This is a genomic window from Jeotgalibacillus marinus (assembly GCF_040801915.1).
GTDB lineage: Bacteria > Bacillota > Bacilli > Bacillales > Jeotgalibacillaceae > Jeotgalibacillus > Jeotgalibacillus marinus.
In genome coordinates this window covers 366,398-385,905 of the sequence record NZ_JBFMIA010000002.1, presented here as the reverse complement: position 1 = coordinate 385,905, position 19,508 = coordinate 366,398, and the positions used below count along the sequence as shown (strand labels likewise).

At 37.1% G+C, this 19,508-nt stretch carries 17 protein-coding genes and 3 pseudogenes; 12 read left to right on the top strand and 8 right to left on the bottom strand.

The features are described 5' to 3' along the window. Window positions 1-543 precede the first annotated feature (543 nt). Entirely contained in the window at window positions 544-2,907 is a 2,364-nt protein-coding gene (locus AB1471_RS04850; protein ID WP_367778604.1) for a right-handed parallel beta-helix repeat-containing protein, read from the bottom strand. A gap of 143 nt (window positions 2,908-3,050) precedes the next feature. On the opposite strand from AB1471_RS04850, the gene AB1471_RS04845 reads away from it, so the two are divergent. Further along, on the top strand, window positions 3,051-3,596 hold the full coding sequence (locus AB1471_RS04845) for a GNAT family N-acetyltransferase (protein WP_367778603.1): 546 nt from the start codon (window positions 3,051-3,053) through the stop codon (window positions 3,594-3,596). A gap of 133 nt (window positions 3,597-3,729) precedes the next feature. Here the strand turns inward: AB1471_RS04845 and AB1471_RS04840 are convergent, their stop codons facing one another. Next, window positions 3,730-5,250: a NosD domain-containing protein gene (locus tag AB1471_RS04840; RefSeq protein WP_367778602.1), complete on the bottom strand. Its 1,521-nt coding sequence runs from the start codon at window positions 5,248-5,250 to the stop codon at window positions 3,730-3,732. Window positions 5,251-5,317: 67 nt separating this feature from the next. Further along, window positions 5,318-5,563, bottom strand: coding sequence for a hypothetical protein (locus AB1471_RS04835; RefSeq protein WP_367778601.1), 246 nt, complete (start codon window positions 5,561-5,563; stop codon window positions 5,318-5,320). 102 nt (window positions 5,564-5,665) lie between these two features. Between AB1471_RS04835 and AB1471_RS04830 the strand changes: the two are divergent. From AB1471_RS04830 to AB1471_RS04820, 3 genes and pseudogenes are all read left to right on the top strand, one after another. After that, window positions 5,666-5,874: pseudogene (locus AB1471_RS04830) on the top strand (IS6 family transposase); the annotation flags it as partial. Between the two features lie 56 nt (window positions 5,875-5,930). Continuing rightward, complete coding sequence (locus AB1471_RS04825) at window positions 5,931-6,830, top strand: SDR family oxidoreductase (protein ID WP_367778600.1); 900 nt, start codon at window positions 5,931-5,933, stop codon at window positions 6,828-6,830. A 250-nt stretch (window positions 6,831-7,080) separates the two neighbouring features. Continuing rightward, on the top strand, window positions 7,081-7,938 hold the full coding sequence (locus AB1471_RS04820; RefSeq protein WP_367778599.1) for an HAD family hydrolase: 858 nt from the start codon (window positions 7,081-7,083) through the stop codon (window positions 7,936-7,938). Between the two features lie 56 nt (window positions 7,939-7,994). Here the strand turns inward: AB1471_RS04820 and AB1471_RS04815 are convergent, their stop codons facing one another. The 3 genes from AB1471_RS04815 to AB1471_RS04805 form a co-directional block, all read right to left on the bottom strand. Further along, window positions 7,995-8,648 carry a TetR/AcrR family transcriptional regulator gene (locus AB1471_RS04815; protein ID WP_367778598.1) on the bottom strand — a complete coding sequence of 218 codons (654 nt, stop codon included), beginning with the start codon at window positions 8,646-8,648 and terminating at the stop codon, window positions 7,995-7,997. 74 nt (window positions 8,649-8,722) lie between these two features. Next, on the bottom strand, window positions 8,723-9,751 hold the full coding sequence (locus AB1471_RS04810; RefSeq protein WP_367778597.1) for an ABC transporter permease: 1,029 nt from the start codon (window positions 9,749-9,751) through the stop codon (window positions 8,723-8,725). A gap of 1 nt (window position 9,752) precedes the next feature. Further along, window positions 9,753-10,484: an ABC transporter ATP-binding protein gene (locus AB1471_RS04805; protein WP_367778596.1), complete on the bottom strand. Its 732-nt coding sequence runs from the start codon at window positions 10,482-10,484 to the stop codon at window positions 9,753-9,755. A 159-nt stretch (window positions 10,485-10,643) separates the two neighbouring features. Between AB1471_RS04805 and AB1471_RS04800 the strand changes: the two genes are divergently transcribed. From AB1471_RS04800 to AB1471_RS04785, 4 genes and pseudogenes are all read left to right on the top strand, one after another. Then, window positions 10,644-10,829: a PspC domain-containing protein gene (locus tag AB1471_RS04800; RefSeq protein WP_367778595.1), complete on the top strand. Its 186-nt coding sequence runs from the start codon at window positions 10,644-10,646 to the stop codon at window positions 10,827-10,829. Between the two features lie 12 nt (window positions 10,830-10,841). After that, window positions 10,842-11,129, top strand: coding sequence for a hypothetical protein (locus AB1471_RS04795; RefSeq protein WP_367778594.1), 288 nt, complete (start codon window positions 10,842-10,844; stop codon window positions 11,127-11,129). A gap of 49 nt (window positions 11,130-11,178) precedes the next feature. Next, window positions 11,179-11,703 (top strand): annotated as a pseudogene (locus AB1471_RS04790) (MBL fold metallo-hydrolase); the annotation flags it as partial. A gap of 54 nt (window positions 11,704-11,757) precedes the next feature. After that, window positions 11,758-12,363, top strand: coding sequence for a class I SAM-dependent methyltransferase (locus tag AB1471_RS04785; protein WP_367778593.1), 606 nt, complete (start codon window positions 11,758-11,760; stop codon window positions 12,361-12,363). A 60-nt stretch (window positions 12,364-12,423) separates the two neighbouring features. Here AB1471_RS04785 and AB1471_RS04780 read toward each other — a convergent pair whose 3' ends face one another. Further along, entirely contained in the window at window positions 12,424-12,990 is a 567-nt protein-coding gene (locus AB1471_RS04780) for a hypothetical protein (protein ID WP_367778592.1), read from the bottom strand. Window positions 12,991-13,238: 248 nt separating this feature from the next. Here AB1471_RS04780 and AB1471_RS04775 point away from each other — a divergent pair, with 248 nt between their 5' ends. The 3 genes from AB1471_RS04775 (at window position 13,239) to AB1471_RS04765 (ending at window position 16,432) form a co-directional block, all read left to right on the top strand. Then, on the top strand, window positions 13,239-14,870 hold the full coding sequence (locus tag AB1471_RS04775) for an AMP-binding protein (RefSeq protein WP_367778591.1): 1,632 nt from the start codon (window positions 13,239-13,241) through the stop codon (window positions 14,868-14,870). Window positions 14,871-15,169: 299 nt separating this feature from the next. Further along, on the top strand, window positions 15,170-15,976 hold the full coding sequence (locus tag AB1471_RS04770; RefSeq protein ID WP_367778590.1) for a DUF3100 domain-containing protein: 807 nt from the start codon (window positions 15,170-15,172) through the stop codon (window positions 15,974-15,976). 3 nt (window positions 15,977-15,979) lie between these two features. Next, window positions 15,980-16,432, top strand: a complete 453-nt coding sequence (locus tag AB1471_RS04765) for a hypothetical protein (RefSeq protein ID WP_367778589.1) — start codon at window positions 15,980-15,982, stop codon at window positions 16,430-16,432. 366 nt (window positions 16,433-16,798) lie between these two features. Here the strand turns inward: AB1471_RS04765 and AB1471_RS04760 are convergent, their stop codons facing one another. After that, window positions 16,799-18,289, bottom strand: coding sequence for a peptide MFS transporter (locus AB1471_RS04760; RefSeq protein WP_367778588.1), 1,491 nt, complete (start codon window positions 18,287-18,289; stop codon window positions 16,799-16,801). A gap of 314 nt (window positions 18,290-18,603) precedes the next feature. Between AB1471_RS04760 and AB1471_RS04750 the strand changes: the two are divergent. Beyond that, window positions 18,604-19,505, top strand: a pseudogene (locus AB1471_RS04750) (NAD(P)/FAD-dependent oxidoreductase). Window positions 19,506-19,508: the final 3 nt, after the last annotated feature.

The window sequence follows — 19,508 nt, the reverse complement described above, 5'->3', positions numbered from 1 at the left end:
AATGTATGAAAAGAGATGAAGGATTAGAAGAGTTTGTTGTGTCAACATCTGTCAGTTTGCATACTGGATTTAAAATAAGGAGAAAAGTTGTGGCATTATTCAATAATATGAAAGGAAGATACCAAATTAGTGCCAAATCCATTGGCTTGCTTTATTGTAAAAGAAAAAAAGTAACTCCTTCGAAAATGTCAGAATATAAAGTTGGGGTTTAGTCAAAATAGACGCAAACACTTCCTAAATAAAAGTAATAATAGAATAACCGTACAACTTTAATTAAGTTTGAATTTTAAAAGTGCCTGTTATAAAACGAAATTGTCTTACCATTATAGAATTCGAAAATGACAGGCACTTTTTTACTGTAAACCTTATTTAGCTACACTAATGTGAACCGTATCAAATAAGGTTTTTTTGTAAAACGTTCCACGTTCTAATCGAAGGTAATAAAGCCAAAACCATTATGTTCCATTGAAGGATTTTCAGTGTATCTCGCTTACAGTCAAAAACAAAGGACTAAGGGGAATTATCCACTTCCTTTGTTTTTAATTAGTTTGGATAGTAATATGAATCTACTTCATGATCAGATGGACGTAAATTCAGGGTACAATCATCCATTTCATTATCATTAATGATAATAGGATTAACTGACACAGCATCAATCGTTTTAATTGCCATTAGTGTTTGGTGATTAGTACTGAAAGTATTTCTAGCAATAACAAGTCTAGTCCCATTAAAACTTGAGGGTACATCAATCAATGGAGATACGGCATAATAGTTCATATCATTACCTTGAAGAAGATTATCCTGAATGATTCCATTATCTATGTCCTCAATCTTAATAGCATACCTGCTTTTTCCACTAATAGTAAACTCATTATCAATTATTTTTACATTGGTTGCATTTTTAATTTTTAACCCACCATTAGTAGCTAGGTTTTTAAACATACAATTCTTTACAACAAGTTCACCTCTTTGCCCTTGATTATAAACATTTCCCTCTAAATCAAAGAATTTACAGTTTTCATATGTTCCATTAGGTAACGCCAATCCCTTGGTTTTATGGAAAATAACTCCGTCAAAAATGTATCCGCTTCCAACATCGTTCATGACATGAGTAGGGCTTAAAATTTCATCTGTCCCTGTAAATACACAATCTTTCATAATGACTGCTTCGCCTAGGAATCTAATTTTGTAATACATGTTTAATAGCTTGGCATTATTATTTGTGGTAAAACGACAATTTGAAATAGTAGAAGTGTACGGAGTATCAATGTCTAGTACAAGCCAGGAATTTTCAAATATACAATTTGAAATCAACTTCTCTTTCCCTTTAGTTAGTTGGAGATAGGAGCCATAAAAATAGTTAGCGTTCATAATCATTTCACCAGCAGCCAGCATGCGACTATCTTGGAGGAATTTGTTACCTGTCCAATAGCTATGCTGAACATTATTATTTGTTGTACAAGTTGAACTAAATACGTTATCTTTGACTGTAATGTACACTCCAGAAAATAAAATTAAATCATAAAACCCGTTATGGTGGCATACGTTTCTTTCAAAGTGATAGTGCTGATTTGTCCAGTTACCATCTTCAACATCAATGGCACATTCTGGAGCAGCCCCTGATACATGATGGATCTCATTGTTTTCAACAATTACTTGTCTACAATATCCCAGAGCCATTCCTGTTCTTCTTGTGTGATGAATATTATTGTTGCGAATGACAGTAAATTCAACATTCGATTGTGTTCTAAATTCTGCAAATCTGTCACCCTCTATTGAATCTAGGTCGGGCATAGGTTGATTGATTGAAAAATATACATGATCTGCATTTTTAGGAAAGTATATTGGCGTATTCCATATTACGTTTTCCTCCACTGAAATAAAGTTACCATCAATGTCATAAAAATAAGCATTGTAGTGTTTAACTTCAAAGTACCATTTTCCGTAACCATTTCCATATAGTGCAATATAACCGTTTGATTGAATTTGTGAATCTGTTAAACTGTAACTTCTATTGGTTCTAATCCACTCATCTGATGTTTCTATAGTACCAGTATCAGTGTTAATAAATCCTTCTACAATATTAGTTTTATAGACAACGCCTTTTTGATTATAAGCTCCACTAGTAATAATTCCATCACCAGTCGTTTCATAAATCTCGCAGTTTTCAATAACTGTAAATCTGCACAACCCTTTTAATTCTATACCGGCTCCCCATTCATGAGTACCACTGTGAACAGCTGTCCAAATAACGGAACCATCATTGACGGTATTCCCATCTTTTATAGGCTCTGATTCCCATATAGGTTCTGTTGTGCTTGATAGGCCAGAAGACGTACATTCGAAGTAGTATTGCGCTATACCATGAGTTGTTTCTCCGCCTATTTGACCTACTGGAATAACTTTGTCACCGATAGAATAAACGGTATTACTTTTCCACTGTACAGCCCCCTCATAATAATCGTGAGAGTACCTATCACCTTGTAAAATACCATTTTTTATCGTTGTATATTCTGTATCTGTAGGTTCAAAAATAGCATATTTTTCAATTTTATTGTCTTGGATTCTAAATTTTGCCCCATTTAGGTCATAAATCGTTCTACTCTGAGGGAGAATAGGTATATCTTCATGAATCAAGTATTCTCCCTTAGGGAAGATTACATTCGTATATCCGTTTTCATATGCCCACTGAATGGCACTATTAATACCTGTAGATGTATCGAACGCGTTAGTTAAGTTATTGGAAATGCCCCATCTATCTAATTCGATTAGATATGTGTCTGTTTCAGATACAACGGCTTCAACGATGCTATTTATTGCAGAAGAAATCTTTTGAGAAGACCAAGTATTACTTTTAATATCCAACGATGGTAAATTAATATCCGTTGGTACGACATGTTTCGTCATAGTTATTCACCTCCCTTCTTATATTTAGATATACTATATTATATGAAAAGAAAGTTGACAGTGCTTGTACGAATAACTATTTTTTGTCTATCTATGTTGTTATTCACTTAAAAGGGACGTTTGCCGCATAAGGGAGGGTATTAATGAGGGTTAATCAAAAAGAATTTCACATTAGCGATTTACGATATATTGTAAGGAGTGCAATAGAGAAAGATGCAAAAAACTTATCTGAAGTTAGAATACAGATAGATGGCGAAACAGAAAATTTAGATAGAGAAAAAGGCGAGTCTTACATAGATGAATCAGGTTTTAAACAGATAATTAAAAATGATACAGAGAGTATTAGTAACCTATTTTTAGTTGTTGAAGTTAATGAAAGAATTGTAGGTTTTTCAAGATGTGAAGGTAACAATTTAAAAAGAACTTCTCATAAAGTAGAATTTGGAGTCTGTGTATTAAAAGAATATTGGGGATATGGTATAGGAAAAAACCTTTTAAAAGAATCAGTTTTTTGGGCAGACTCAAATGAAATTAAGAAAATAACTTTGAATGTTCTCGAAACCAATGATAAAGCTATAGAGCTTTATAAAAAATATGGTTTTGAAGTGGAAGGTATTTTAAAAAAGGACAAAATTCTATCTGACGGGAACTACTATAATACCGTATTGATGGGAAGGTTTAATGGATAAGTATTAGGGAACAATCCGAACAATTCAATTTCAAAATTAATGTATAAATAGAGAAAAAATTGTAAGTTCGATCGTTTTGTGTAACAAAACACACGACTGCCCGTAGCACACAAAAAAGAGCCAAGTTTGGCTCTTAATTCGGACAATCCACATTACCACCTAATGATGTTCCGCACTTGTTTCCTTCGAAGAAATTATCGTCATCATCTCGAATATCAATCAGGACATTCTTGAATGCTCGATTGAACAGGACACGGTTGTCGGTGGAATTAACATCTAGTAAAATACCGTTCGCTTCATTACCGTTAATCTTATTTTTTTGAATGGTATTATCGATGCTTTCTTCAAAAATAATCCCATCACCTTTGTTTCGTACAATAGAATTTTTGGTAATCACATTTTTTTGGGCTAAAGTTGGAGCCTGTGGGCTAAGGGAAATTCCTACTCCATTTTTATCAATTTTGTTATTTTGAATGGTGTTGCCGGTAGCGCCTTCAAAGAAAACCCCTGCACCTACATTTCTAACAATTTTATTTCTAACAATGTTATTTTCTTGGTCAAAAGTGGAGTCATTATTTCGAATGAAAATGCCCCTTGCATTTCCAATCACCGTATTTCCTTTGAACGTGTTATTATGGGTCAGATCCCCTATACTGATCCCATCTTCTTTATTTCCAATAAACACATTTCCCATCACAATGTTATCAAAAGCCTCATCATCTACTAGTATTCCATCCTGTAAATTGTTAATGGATTGATTTCCGATCACAACGTTATTGTGTTGATTATCATCAATTATAAAACCAGCTTCAGTATTTTCTATTGCTTTGTTTCCAATCACAATGTTGAAATTTCCATCTAAATTAAAAGCATCATCGATATTTCGAACAAGCGTATTTCCTACTAGAATATTACGGTCACCATCTACATCGAAATTGTCATTACCGCTATTTTCAACAAGCTCATTTCCAATGAAAATTGTTTTGTCCTCAACATCGATCCCGCCACCTTCATTTCCAATCGCTTTATTTCCAATACCCAAGCTATTCGGAGAGTTTATTAAAATTCCAAAAGCGGCATTCTCAATACTTTTATTTCCTATAAGAACGTCATTCTGGGAAATATCTGATCGTATCCCGTGATCACCGCTCGAGGTCACCTCATTTTTTAACAAGGTATTTCTCGTAGACTCAAATGCAAGAAAACCTTCACCTTCATTGTCCCTCAGTTTATTTTTTACAAAGAGATTGTTGTTAGAAGAATTTTCTACAAGAATACCACCACCAGTGAAACCATTAAATCTGTATTTTTGTATCGTTAACCCTTGTATTCTTATCCGAGATGAATTTGAAATCGTTATTCCATTAGTCCCAGGAGCAAGCGTTGATCCATCTAAAACAGGTTTACCTAATCCTATAATTTTCAGTTGATTCTTGTTTGTGATGTTCACATCATCCTCGTATGGACTTAAGGAGGATGTCACTAAAATAATATCTCCTGGATTTGACGCATCGACAGCATCTTGAATATTCGTAAATTGAAATCCATCACCAACAATGAGGACTTTAAATTGAACAAAGAGAACCCCAACTAAGAGAAGGACACTGAAAAAGGCAAAAGATACCACCGAAATTAAAAAAGGTTTCTTTTTCACATTTTCACCACTTTTCTATTAAAAAGGGGAAGGAATGCTCTTCCCATTAAATAATATGAATTTAGGATTAACAATGTTTCCCTCGACGTTTGGACACACAATCATTCACTAATTTCCAAATCATAAACAAGACGATGAGTACCAAAAAAGCACTGATGATTAAGACCACAATGGCCGTTATACTCCAAAGTAATGCGGATAGGACCAATGCGGTGGATATCACTAAAAAGAGACCTAGCGAAAAGAGTCCTAACGCAATTCCAGCACCGTTACAAGCACAACAGGTCGTTGATTTAGTGTGTTCTTCTCCCATTTTATAACCTCTCTTCAAACAAATTTTTTCTATACAATATATGAAGTATAGCCACATTTATGTCGGTGGATTTAAGTAGGTACCCCTAACTAAAAGTGAAGTCTACTGTACAACCTAAGTCTTCGTGATTTGGTGGAAATGATGGAGGAATGGGGTTTATCTATTTCTCATAGACCAATTATGCGTTGGGTACATCAATATGGTCCTGAATTAGACGAAAGAGTACGAAGTCATCTTAAAACAACCAATGACCCTTGGAGAGTGGATGAACATATGTAAAAGAAAAAGGTCAATGGATGTATCTTCAAAGACACAATTCAATAATAGTTCGAATAACCTAAGGGGAGCATATGGAGGAGGGTTATGTATGTATCCTGTTTATCCGAACTATGGCTATATGAAGCAAACAAAGCTTGTTCCTATCGCATTTCCACCTCAGCATCAAGATATTCATCCGGGTTATGAATATGTAATGGTGCCAAGACCTATATCCGAATCGCCTTACTATAGGGGATCGGGGAAATTACAAGGGAAAGTAGCTATTATTACTGGTGGGGATAGCGGGATTGGGCGAGCGGTTGCTTATCATTTTGTGAAAGAAGGAGCTAAGGTTGTTATCGTTTATTTAAATGAGCATCGTGATGCAAAAGAAACCGAAGAGCGTATTAAGCAGCTTAGAGGAGAATGCATCTTAATTGCAGGGGATTTGCAAGATGAAAAAATGTCAAATTTCGTCGTGGACAAAGCCCTCCAAGCTTTTGGGAAAATCGATATATTAGTCAATAATCACGGTGTTCAATACAATCAAAATAGTATTCTAGATATAACAAAAGAGCAGCTTGAACGGACATTTCGAACCAATATCTTCGCCTTTTTCTTTTTAACGAAAGCAGTCCTTCCCCACTTAAATTCAGGAAACACTATTATTAATACAGCCTCGATTGTTGCTGGTCAAGGTCTATCAAATTCAATCGATTATTCTGCCTCCAAAGGTGCGATCGTTACATTTACGAGGTCTTTGTCTTTATCGTTGGCTGACAAAGGCATTCGTGTAAACGCTGTTGCACCTGGACTCATTTGGACACCTTTTATACCATCTACGTTTTCTGCAAAAGATGTAATGGTTTATGGAACGAATACACCAATGAAAAGAGCTGGCCAACCGTTTGAACTTGCTCCTACTTATGTATATTTAGCATCGAATGATTCTCGTTATGTTAGTGGTCAAGTCTTACACGTGAATGGTGGTCAGATGGTTAGCTCTTGACCCTTTTAAGAAAATGATTAGTTACACAAAATTGGAGTATGTAGTAACTAAATTTAATAAAAAGAGCCAAATAACTTTGCACCATAGGAGGAAGGCAAGGTTATTTAGCGTGCCTATAAAATAATTAATATATTAGCATTAATAACCTTATTATTAATATGAATAAAAGAACCACGTACATATAAGATTTTAATAAAATAATTAATTCGTGTTAAACTAGTAGAATCAAAAGATATAGAAGGTGAACTGAATGGTAAGATGTATTGCAATTGATATGGATGGCACGCTTTTGAACTCAGCTCAACAAGTTTCAGATCAAAACTTGGAAGCGGTCGCTAAAGCACAATCTTTAGGGGTTGAAGTAGTCATTGCAACAGGGAGATCGTATAAAGAGGCACGTTATGTGCTCGATGAAGCAGGAGTTTCTTGTCCAGTTCTATGTGTGAATGGTGCAGAAGCAAGGTCGACAAAAGGTGATATTTTGGCTTCAAATCCATTAGATAAAGAGATTACTAAAACAGCGATGGGGATATTAAAGGACAAAGGAATTTACTTTGAAATCTATACAAATCACGGGACATATACAATAGATGATGATAAGGCTGTTACAGTTATTTCTGAAATTTACCATATTGATAATCCTGAGTTAAATATACAAGACATACTGAAAGTGGCAGAAGGTCGATTTCATAAAGGTCTAGTTCGAAAAATAGACGATTATGAAGAATTAATACGTAGCGATCAACATGAGGTATATAAATTATTGGCTTTTTCCTTTGATGAGGATCTTCGCTCAAATGCACAAAAACTTTTAGATAAGTTGCCTGGCACGGCAATTACTTCATCTGGACATGGAAATATTGAGGTTAACAGTGTAAATGCACAAAAAGGGAAAGCATTAGAGGCATTTGCTAAAGAAAAGCAGATCGATCTTGAAGATACGGTGGCAATTGGTGACAACTACAATGATATTTCAATGTTTGAAATAGCGGGGCGCTCTGTAGCGATGGGAAATGCAGCAGAGGACATAAAGAAAAACTGTGACTTTGTTACATTAACGAATAATGAAAGTGGCGTGGCAAAGGCTATATTAGAAGCGATTGAATAACAGGAAAAAGCGTTACGGGATAGTCACCCGTAACGCTTTTTTCACAAATCCTATTGTCATGCTTCTTTTGGTGCTAAACCATGCATTAAGATTTCCACCGTTCGATTAATTTCTACTTCGTCATCCCAATCCCCCTCTGGAGCGAGAATATAGCGAGCAATTAAATACCCGAATATGGTGGATATTGTCACTCGCATGACGGTGTAGGTGGGCATTTCGATAATTTGTCCTTTTTCTTGGTAATGATTAATTGTTTTTTCAAGCCGGTCGATGATTTTCTGTGCAACATGCTCTGTGAATTGTTCTTTAAGTTCAGGCTGAAAAGGTATCTCTTGTATTAAGATCCGAAATAGAGGAATATTCTCCTTCAGAAACAATGCTCGGTTTTTGATCATTGCTTTCATAAAGTCTTCATAGTGTTCATATTTTTGGTTTAATACTTTATTTAAATCTTTAATGACAAACGGAGCAAGGAACTTAGCCATTACGGGACTGGCAATCGCTAAAAGCAAGTCTTTTTTTGTTTTATAGTGTCTGAAAATGGTCCCCTCTGCGACCCCCGCTTTGTTTGCTATCTCACTCGTTGATGTGGCTGCGTATCCTTTTTCTGCAAAGGACTCAATAGCTGCAGCAATGATTTTTTTTTGTTTTTCTGTTAATTTTTTATTCTCATCAAAAAGCTCTTCGAATATTTTTGTGTCATCAGACATGTTAAGCTCCTTTACGATCCGTACTTACGCTATATTGTATATAATTCAGGAACAAGGGAAAGTTCGATCATCATCTATATTTTTCGATATTTTTTTAGTGCTAAAATGTTTAGCGTCATAAAAAGAAGAGGGAATCCTGCTAATATAAGTAATTCTGTATATATATCATTAAAACCGTATCCTCGTACCATTACATTTCGTAATGCATCAGCCGCATAATACAAAGGAGTAAGTGGTCCAATCCAACTAAGCCAATCCGAAATTGTATCTAAATTAAACAGGCCAGAGAAGAAAATTTGCGGAACAATTACTAATGGAATGAATTGCATCATTTGCAATTCGTTATTCGCAAATGAAGATAGTAGAATTCCTAAAGTTAATGCTGTGAGAGAAAGTAATAAGGTGATGATTAGAACATTGATAAAGGAACCTTCCATGAGCATCCCTAGAACATAAATGACATAAGAAGCAATAATAGTAGCTTGAATCGTTGTAAAGATTCCGAAGCTGAGCACATAGCCAAGGACGATTTCCCACCTTCTTAACGGACTAGACAAAAGTCGTTCAAGCGTTCCAGTTGTTCGTTCTCTAAGAAAAGAAACCCCAGCTATGAGAAAGACAAAGAAAAATACGAAAAAACCGAGCAGTACAGGACCGAAGTAATCGAATTGCCCCATATCACCAGACCCATGTAGGTATTCCGTACTAGGTTCAACCGACATAACATTGCCTTGAAGCGGCTGTAAAGCTTCTTGTAAACTCATCATCGTAGCCGCGTTTATACTTGGGTCACTTCCCTCTAGGACGATGTCGGGAGCATTATTTTCAAAAAATAAATAGCCATCTAGTTTTTGTGAAGCTAAATCATTCGTTGCTGCGTCTGTGTCGGAATATGTCTTAATATCTACATCTTTTAGGTCCAATTTTTCTAAGATAGGATCAGGTATATCGACAATCCCTATTGTTGGAACATAATCATCTCCATTAAAAACAAGGTGAAGCATCGTTAATACTAAGATAGGAGCAAAAATTAACAAAGCCATTGTTCGTTTGTCACGTATGAGTTGTCTCAATATTCTTATCACTAAAGCAAATACTCTCATTTTAAGCACCTCCATACACAAGAAATGCTTCTTCAATACTAGAGGATTTCGTTACTTGTTTTAGTTGTTCTGGTGTACCTACAGCAATTAATTCTCCGGTACGGATCATGCCTAAACGATCGCATTTCTCTGCTTCATCCATTACATGCGTTGTAACAATAATAGTGGTCCCTTTTTCTTTTAATGTGTAAAATGCACTCCAAATGCTCTTTCTTAAAACGGGATCGATCCCTACAGTTGGTTCATCTAGGATTAAAAGTTCAGGATCATGCAATAGCGCAATGGCTAAAGAAAGTCTTCTCTTCATCCCTCCAGAGTAATTAGAAACGAGTTTTTTCAGATGATCGGTTAATTGGACAATATCCATGACCTCTTTCATTCGTTCCTTCTTTTTGCTCCCTTTTAAACCATAAAGAGCTGCAAAAAATTCAAGATTTTCTTTCGCTGTTAGTTCTGTATAAAGAGCATCGGACTGGGCCATGTACCCTATTCTTTCGATCAGTTTTAATGAAGGTATCTCCTCTTTGAAAATAAAAATATCACCGGCTGAAGGGAGGTCCAAGCCGACTAATTGTTTTACAAGCGTTGTTTTTCCAGCTCCTGAAGGACCAAGTAAACCGAAAATTTCTCCCTTCATGATGTCTAGATCAATCTTTTTAAGAACATGTTCTTTCCCATAGCATTTTGAAACATTATGAATTCCTACAATCCCTTTTGATGATTCCACTAGCATTCACCCCTTTTATAAAGTGAGTAATCACTTACTAATAGTATAGTGGTTTTATTGGATTTAAAGAAGTGAGTAATCACTCATTTCGTTCGGTGTTTTCCGACAAAAAATCTTAAGGAGCTAGAGTTGGTGGAGGGGTTTTCTGTGAAAGGAGATATAAAAATGAGTAAACTAATGATATCATCAACAGACAAAGTGTTTACTGGGGTTTGTGGAGGAATAGCGGAGTTTTTTGGAATGTTGAGTACGAATGTACGAATTATCTTTTTGATTGGTTTGTTTATGCCTCTTACGATAGTTGTTTACTTCGTACTTAATTTTACATTGGAGGAGAAAATAACACTGTAGGAGGATCTTAATTTGAATAAAAAAAATATGTGGAAAGCATATATAACAGTCCCTTTGGGTGGATTTATAGGGATAATGATTCCTATTTTTTTCTTTCATGTTATTTTATCTGATGAACTAACATTCAACATGATCGTCATATATATCTTTTTGTATTTATACGGTATTATTATTACTCTTAGACATGTATATTGGCATGTATACAAGAAAGAAATGAGCGATAAAAGTAAAATAAAAGAAATGGTAGTCTGGGGGCTACTGTTTGTAGCGTTCATTTCTATCTGGATTTTTAATAAGTAAAATGGTTTTATTCTCATTCACTTATCTAGTACTGTTGCAAACCTCGAATGTTGATGGAAAAACCATTGAGGAAATCAATAAAATCGGGGGGATTCAAGGCATTGCTTTATCACATCCCCATTATTATTCAGCTCAAATAGAGTGGGCGGAAGCTTTTGACTGTAACGTTTACATACATGAAAGCGATCGTCAGTGGGTTCAGCGATCAGATCGTCGTATTGTGTTCTGGGAAGGTGAAACACTTTCCTTATCTGAAAACATTACTCTTTATCGATTAGGTGGACATTTTGAGTGTGGAACGCTTCTCTTCAAAGTAGGAAATGACAATGTTCTTTTGACAGGTGATATTATTCAAGTCGTTGCTGATCGTAATTGGGTTAGTTTTATGTATAGTTACCCAAATCTAATTCCTCTGCCTGCGAGTAAAGTAGGACAAATGGCGAGAATAGTAGAACCATTAAAGTTTGAGCGGCTATACAACGCTTTCCATCGAATTGTAAAAAACAATGCAGATGAAGTAGTACAACGTTCAGCCAAGCGGTATATAAAGGCATTAAGTGACCGTGACAAATGATTTTATGATTTGTTTAAAGAACGAGTAAATTAGTTAGTAGACAGGAGTCATCTTATGAACGAACACGCGTATGATCGCATGTTAAGAATCAAGACGTCTAGTGGGCTGCAGGCGTTGAGTGGATCGGTTCATCAAAATCGGTATGAGGCAACGCCATATGATGCACTGGAAGTACTAGTTGAGGAGTATGAACTGAAGTGGACAGATGATCTGGTGGATTACGGCTGCGGGAAAGGTAGGGTTTCTTTTTTTCTGCATCACCATTTTCAACTGACCGTGACAGGGGTGGACGTGAATGGTCACCTATACCAAGAGTCGTTAGAAAATCAGGCAAGCTATATGCAAAAGGTTAAGAAAACAACTGGGAGCGTCCTTTTTGAACGATGCCTTGCGGAAGAGTATGGGGTAGAGAGAGCTCAAAATAAGTTTTATTTCTTTAATCCATTCTCGATTCAGATCTTCATGAAGGTAGTTAACAATATTTTGCGGTCGGTTGAACAAGAGCCACGTGCGGTAGATCTGATACTTTATTATCCAACCTCGGAATATTTGCAGTTTCTCCACGATCGAACGGCTTTTGAATTATTCATGGAAGTAAGGGTGCCGAAGCGATATGAACAAGATGAAAATGAGCGGTTTGTTATTTTTCGGTTGTTATAAATTCGTAGAAATCGATTTGTTCAGATCAACTAAATAAATTCCTAGAAAAGAAAGCCGCACTCACAGCGACTTTCTTTTTTTAATGGTATGAATCACACGATAAATAAGTGCTACGAAAAGAAGGGTAAAGCTTGCAAAAATGAACAGCCATTTTTGTAAGGTGAAAAAAGGAGTGAACAGGGCAATGACGTGAGTGGTAGAAGGAAAGCGCAGCATGACAATGGAAGCGGCGGTGTTTTCTAAGAAGTCGAATAGCATTCCTACGATCGGCAAGAGGTTGATGAGCTTCCATTTAGAGAACGTTAATGGCCTGAAGAAAAAGGACATTCCTGCTGTTAAGAAGAAGGTGAAGGCGAGAGGCCATACCACATCAAACGTATAGCGAGAGTGGACATAGGCAGCACGTCCTTCATCACCGTATTCTTCGGCAATGTCATATAGCTCTTCTGCTGAATAAAAAAGTGTGGTATCTGGAGAACGATTACTACTTGTTTTTGCTGCTAATGTTTCGGCTTCCGATGGTAAGATAATCGTGATGAAAATAGTAAATATGGCTAAAGCGCTCAGTAGGACATAGAGGTTTCCGTATTGGTAAAAACGTTGTGACCATCGCTGGAGCCCAGCCATCTCATTGCCTCCTATCGGTTTTATTTTCTACGGTGTAGTAGAGCAGTGAAAACGTGAAAGAGTTAATCAGTGAACAAATACTTTTATTTTTAAATCTATATAGTGAAATAGTGAATATTAGACTTGTTTTTACTGTTAAGCGGCTACTTATTCCTTTTTACAAGGAGGAGTGCGAAAATTAAATGAAATTAGTCTGAATGTTATGATAATATAGGTTTATTCAAAAATAGTCGAAAGGGGATGTGAAGATGTTAAAGCATCAAACCGTAGGAAGCGTAGTTCGAGAAATAGCGAAAAACTATCCTCAAACGGAAGCATATGTATATCCAGAACATAGGATCAGAAAAACGTATGAGGAATTTGATCATGAAACAGATCAATTAGCAAAAGCTTTTATGGGGATGGGGATTGCTAAAGGTGAACATGTAGCCATTTGGTCCGACAATAAAAAAGAATGGCTTCTTAGTCAATTTGCAACCGGGAAAATGGGTGCTGTGTTAGTGACCGTCAATACTAATTATCAAGAAAATGAATTGGCGTATTTGTTGGATCAATCAGATGCAACGACACTCATTTTAGGGGAAGAATTTAAAGGAACATCCTACATAGACATCATTAATTCGATATGCCCTGAAATAGCATCATCTAAAAAAGGTAATATTCGTTCGAAGAAATTTCCGCACTTTAAACGTGTGATTGTGATGAGTGAAAGCGAGTATGCGGGTATTTATACGTGGAGTCAGTTTGAATCCTTTGCTCATCACGTATCGGATGAACAACTGAATACTAGATTGAAAATGCTTCATCATGACGATGTCATCAACATTCAATATACATCTGGAACAACTGGGTTTCCAAAAGGAGTCATGTTGACGCACACAAATATTGTGAATAACGCTCAAATCATTGGCGATTTTATGAATTTAACACCAGAGGATCGATTATGCATCCCTGTTCCTTTTTTTCATTGTTTTGGTTGTGTGCTGGGCACGCTTGCAGCAGTGACGCATGGATCGACCATGGTATTAGTGGAGCAGTTTGAACCGAAGAGAGTTTTACAAGCTGTTCAAGATGAGAAATGTACAGGGCTTCACGGGGTTCCTACGATGTTTATTGCCGAGTTAAATCATCCTGACTACAGACAATTTGATACATCAACTTTACGTACAGGAATTATGGCGGGATCACCATGTCCAATTGAGGTGATGAAAAAAGTTATCGAGGACATGGGTGCACATGAAATTACCATTTGTTATGGGCAGACAGAAGCATCACCTGTCATTACACAAACGAAATCAAATGATCCGATTGAAAAGCGTGTCGCAACTGTTGGAAAATCTCATCCACATGTCGATGTGAAAATTATTGATCCAGTTACAGGTAATGAAGTTGAAACAGGTACACCAGGTGAACTGTGCACGCGCGGATATTTAATTATGAAAGGGTACTATAAAAACGAAGAAGCGACTCGTTCGGTAATCGATAGCGAAGGTTGGCTCCACACGGGTGACATCGCGATTTTAGATGACGATGGGTACATTGAAATCACTGGCCGAATGAAAGATATGATCATTCGTGGTGGAGAGAATGTGTATCCACGAGAAATTGAAGAATTTCTGTATCAGCATCCTTCTATTCAAGATGTTCAAGTTGTTGGCGTGCCGGATCCGAAATACGGAGAAGAGTTGATGGCGTGGATCATTTCAAAAGATGGGGAGCAACTCGATGCTGAATCCATTCGTAGTTTTTGCAAAGGGAAAATTTCTTATCATAAAATCCCTAAATATATTGAATTCATTGATTCCTATCCAATGACCGCTTCTGGGAAAATTCAAAAGTACCTCCTTCGAGAAATGTCAGCAAATAAAGTTGAAGCTTAGAAGGAAAATGGTGTCGGAAACGAGTTTGGGTGGGACTAAAACTAGAATCGTTCAGGGGAGTTTGGGCATTTGTTTTTCTAGTTTAAAGGATTTACGGTCTTACGTGAAACTGTGCATGGTACGAGTGTGTTCATGGTTACATTATGACTTTTGATTTTTACATATGTTCTTATTTCAGAAGGAATTCCAAAAATGATCTCAGATACATATAATAGCTGTTCGTCCTGTTTGGGCACTCTCGTAGTGTTGGCCGCGAGTAGGTTAGTAGCGGGAATGATCAAGAAATTGGAGGAGATATTTTGACTGATCTGCACCGTTATATTTGGAAAGATTGGCGCTTACATACAATCGTTTTTGGAATTGTGATGCTGACAGAACTTATCGGTACACATCAATTCTCATTAGGTCCAGGAGTCGTTCTGTTACTTCCGATGATTTATGCGCTATTGATAGGACTAGGTCTATTCTTTACACCGCTTATTAAAGAAAAGCAATCCAAAAACGCAGAACCACTTATCGTGTTGGGCGTGACATTACTCATTGCGAAAATTGGCGTGATTATTGGACCTACTCTGCCACAAATTATTGCAGCGGGACCTGCTCTGTTATTGCAGGAACTTGGAAATATAGGAACAATATTCATTGCCCTTCCGTTGGCTGTCGCGCTGGGTTTAAAGAGAGAGAGTATAGGCATGACTCATTCCGTAGCAAGGGAACCAAATGTAGGATTGATCATGGATAAGTATGGTTTTAATTCTCCAGAAGGAAGAGGAGTCATGGCCATCTATATTTTTGGAACCGTATTTGGTGCTGTATTTATGGGAGTGATTTCGGGTTTCCTGGCTACCCTGACCCCTCTTCATCCTCTTTCGTTTGCGATGGCATCAGGGATAGGAAGTGGAAGTATGATGGCGGCAGCAAGTGGGTCATTGATTACCACTTTTCCTCAGTTCGAAACGGATATTATCGCATTTGCAGGAGCTAGTAATCTATTATCACTCTCAACAGGGTTGTATATGAGTATGCTAATTGGTCTACCTTTAACAGAAAAGTTCTATGCTACTTTGACAAAAAGAAGGAAGTATAAAGAGAATAGGGAGGGGTAAACAATGCTAAAAAATATTCAGGAATGGACGCTTCTTTTACTGATTTTTGGTATTGTTGCCATGGTTGGAAATTGGGTTGGTTATGATGTGTTACCTATGAAAGCGATTCCGGGTATTGTAACGCTTATCATTATTTGTTTGCTGGGGCTTATCATTCAAAAAGTCTTACCATATAAAATTCCAAGCGTCGCTTATATTGCAATTATTGGAATCATCATCTCGATGCCGGGGGTACCAGGTTCTTCTTATATTGTAACTTGGACGAACGAGGTTGATTTGCTTGCTCTGACTACACCGATTCTTGCCTATGCAGGAATTGCGATCGGCCGGTCCTGGACTGATTTTGTCAAGCTTGGTTGGAAAACCGTAATCGTTGCGATGTTTGTGCTATTAGGTTCATTTTTAGGTTCTGCCCTAATCGCGGAATTCGTTTTGCGAATGCAAGGAATTATTTAGTGTTGCATTGATAATTGCTGGAATAAAGAGTTAGAGCAAGTTGTTTACTATTTTTTGGTCACATAGATTTCGTTGACAAAATAAATCTAACCAGTATGATTTTTTGGTTATTAGAACCAGTTTTCCTGCGTGGCTTCACGTAGGGAACTGGTTTTTTGTTATATTTTCCTCCTAACTATTGAAGGCCACGTATTGTTGTGAATTAGGTTTAGGAATGCTTAGAATAATTCATGAGATAACGATGCCAGTTACCTATTGTACTTCAACATTACGAATGAATCGATGTACCTGGTTATCCCGTGACTTACACGATAAAAACATAAATAAATGCAAAAATCCCCTGACAAGGTCAGAGGATTTTTACATTTATTTAATACCCTTCATATACCCCTGAATCTTCGGAGCGAATAAGAAGAGAATGATACTTAGCACAATCGCCGTTCCACCAATCACTCCAAAGTAAACCATTTCAGTGGCAGGTGTGTAGAACTTAACGATCTGAGCGTTAATTCCTTGAGCTGCTGCGTTTGTTAGGAACCACAGGCTCATGGTTTGCGCTGAGAAGGCAGCTGGCGCTAGCTTTGTTGTTGCTGAAAGACCAACTGGCGACAGGCATAGTTCTCCAAGCACAACGATGAAGTAGCTTAAAACAAGCCATAACGGGTTGACTAATGACTCCGCGCCATTAAGATACCCTGGTACGAGTATGACAAGAAATGATAATCCAGCAAATAGTAAACCTAATGAGAATTTAACAGGGACGGTTGGCTGTCGATCGCCAATTTTTACCCAAACCCATGCAAAAACGGGTGCTAAAAGAATAATGAATAATGGATTTAATGATTGGAACCAAGCAGGTGAAATCGTAAATCCTAGAAATTCTAGATTTGCACGTTGGTCTGCATAGACAGCAAGAATGGTTGCTCCTTGCTCTTGAATGGCCCAGAACATGACAGAAGCGATAAAGAGCGGAATGTACGCGATAATGCGTGAACGCTCCACTGCAGTCGTTTTAGGACTTCGATACATGATAAAAAAGTAAATCGTCGGTGTTAAAATCCCGAAAACTCCTACAAGTGCAATAAAAACATCGAATGTAAGAAAGCCCATTGGAATACCGAGAGCAACAAACGCAGTGATCACAGCTGCACTTAAACCGAAAATCGTATAGGTTTTCTTTTTTTCGCTAGGCGTTAAGGGGTTTGGTACAGTGGTACCAGCAAGTCCTAAGTACTTTTTCTTTGTAACCACAAAAACGACTAACCCTATAAACATCCCGACAGCTGCAATACCAAATCCTAAATGAAAGCTTGTATCCATCGCTTTTCCGACAATTAACGGAGCAAGAAATCCACCAAGGTTAATCCCCATGTAGAAAATACTGAATCCTGCATCACGACGATTATCATTTTCACTGTAAATATCACCCACAACGGTTGTAACGTTCGGTTTTAGCAACCCGGTACCAAGGACAATGAGCACCATAGAAACAAAGAACATCGCTAAATTTCCTGGAAAGGCTAACACGATATGGCCAAGCATAATAAAGATTCCACCGTAGAATATAGCTTTTGATGATCCGAAGATCCTGTCAGCTAGCCAGCCGCCAATGATTCCAGACATATATACTAATGAACCGTAGATTGACATAATCGCTAAAGCGGTTGGTTGATCTAGCCCCAATCCACCTTGTGATACTTCGTAATACATATAAAAAACAAGGATGGCTCTCATGCCATAGTAAGAAAATCGCTCCCAAAATTCAGTAAAAAAAAGCGTCAATAATCCCTTAGGATGACCAAAAAAACCTGTCTGAGGAACACTGTCCACAATCTTCTGTTTATTCAAGTCTGACACAACCTCATCTCCTTCATTATTTGACTATAATAATATAAAAGGGAGTAGCTGTAAAATGAATTTTTTTAAAACGGGTAAAAAACTTAAATAAAAGAAAAATATAAATAATTAAAATTTTTATGTTTTTTTAGTATAGTTATTCAGTATCGTTTTTTGTTGATTTGGTAAAAACACGTAAGTCAATAAAAACTGATGGTCGGTGGGGTGGTACAATTAGCGTCCATTTATTAAATCTGAGTGATGACCACCCACCTATATTCCCCCATTGAAACATAATATAAACCATCTGTTTGTTCAGGGAGTTGGTGGAATTTATGGTAGAAGATTGTGCTATTATTGGCGGTGGACCTGCAGGGTTGAATGCTGCCCTTGTGTTGGGGAGGGCGAGAAGGCAGGTTCTCCTGTTTGACAACAATAAACCGAGAAATGGCGTAACGAATGAGTCACATGGGTTTATCACGAGAGATGGAGTTTCTCTAAAAGAGTTCAGACGAATAGCTCAACAAGAAATTTATTATTATCCATCGGTTGAATGTGTTAATGAACAAGTTATAGAAATTGAGCAAGAAAATAAAAAAATTTTAAGTTGATAACTGAAACAGGTACTGTTTTTTATAGTAGAAAAATTATTCTTGCAAGTGGAATAAAAGAAACATTGCCTGATGTAAATGAGATTAGTGAATATTATGGTAAAAGTTTATTTAGCTGTCCGTATTGTGATGGTTGGGAGCTGCGTGATCGTCCGCTTGTGTTGATCTCAGAAGATGAGTACGGGTTTGACATGGCTAAGATTATTTCCAACTGGAGTAAGGATTTGCTTATTTGTACAAATGGTCATCATTCTCTAACAGATGAGGAAAAAAGTGAATTAGCGAGAAAAGGTATTCAAGTGATTGAAAAGGTGATTGATCGTCTGGTTGGAAGAAAAGGGTACTTAAACAAGATTGTGTTCGAAGATGGTTCACATGTAAAAAGTTTGGGGGGATTCATCGCACCAGAATGGGAGCATGCGACGAGTTTTGGTGATTTGTTTGGATGTGAAATAAATGACATGGGAAGTTACGTAGTGGATGAATTTGGTCGAACGAGTGTGGATCAAATCTACGCTGCGGGTGATACCTCAATTGTTGCGCCTTCTCAACAGATTATCGCTGCTGCTGAGGGAAGTAGAGCGGCAATCGGGGTTAATATCGATTTGACATATGAGGATTTTTAACAA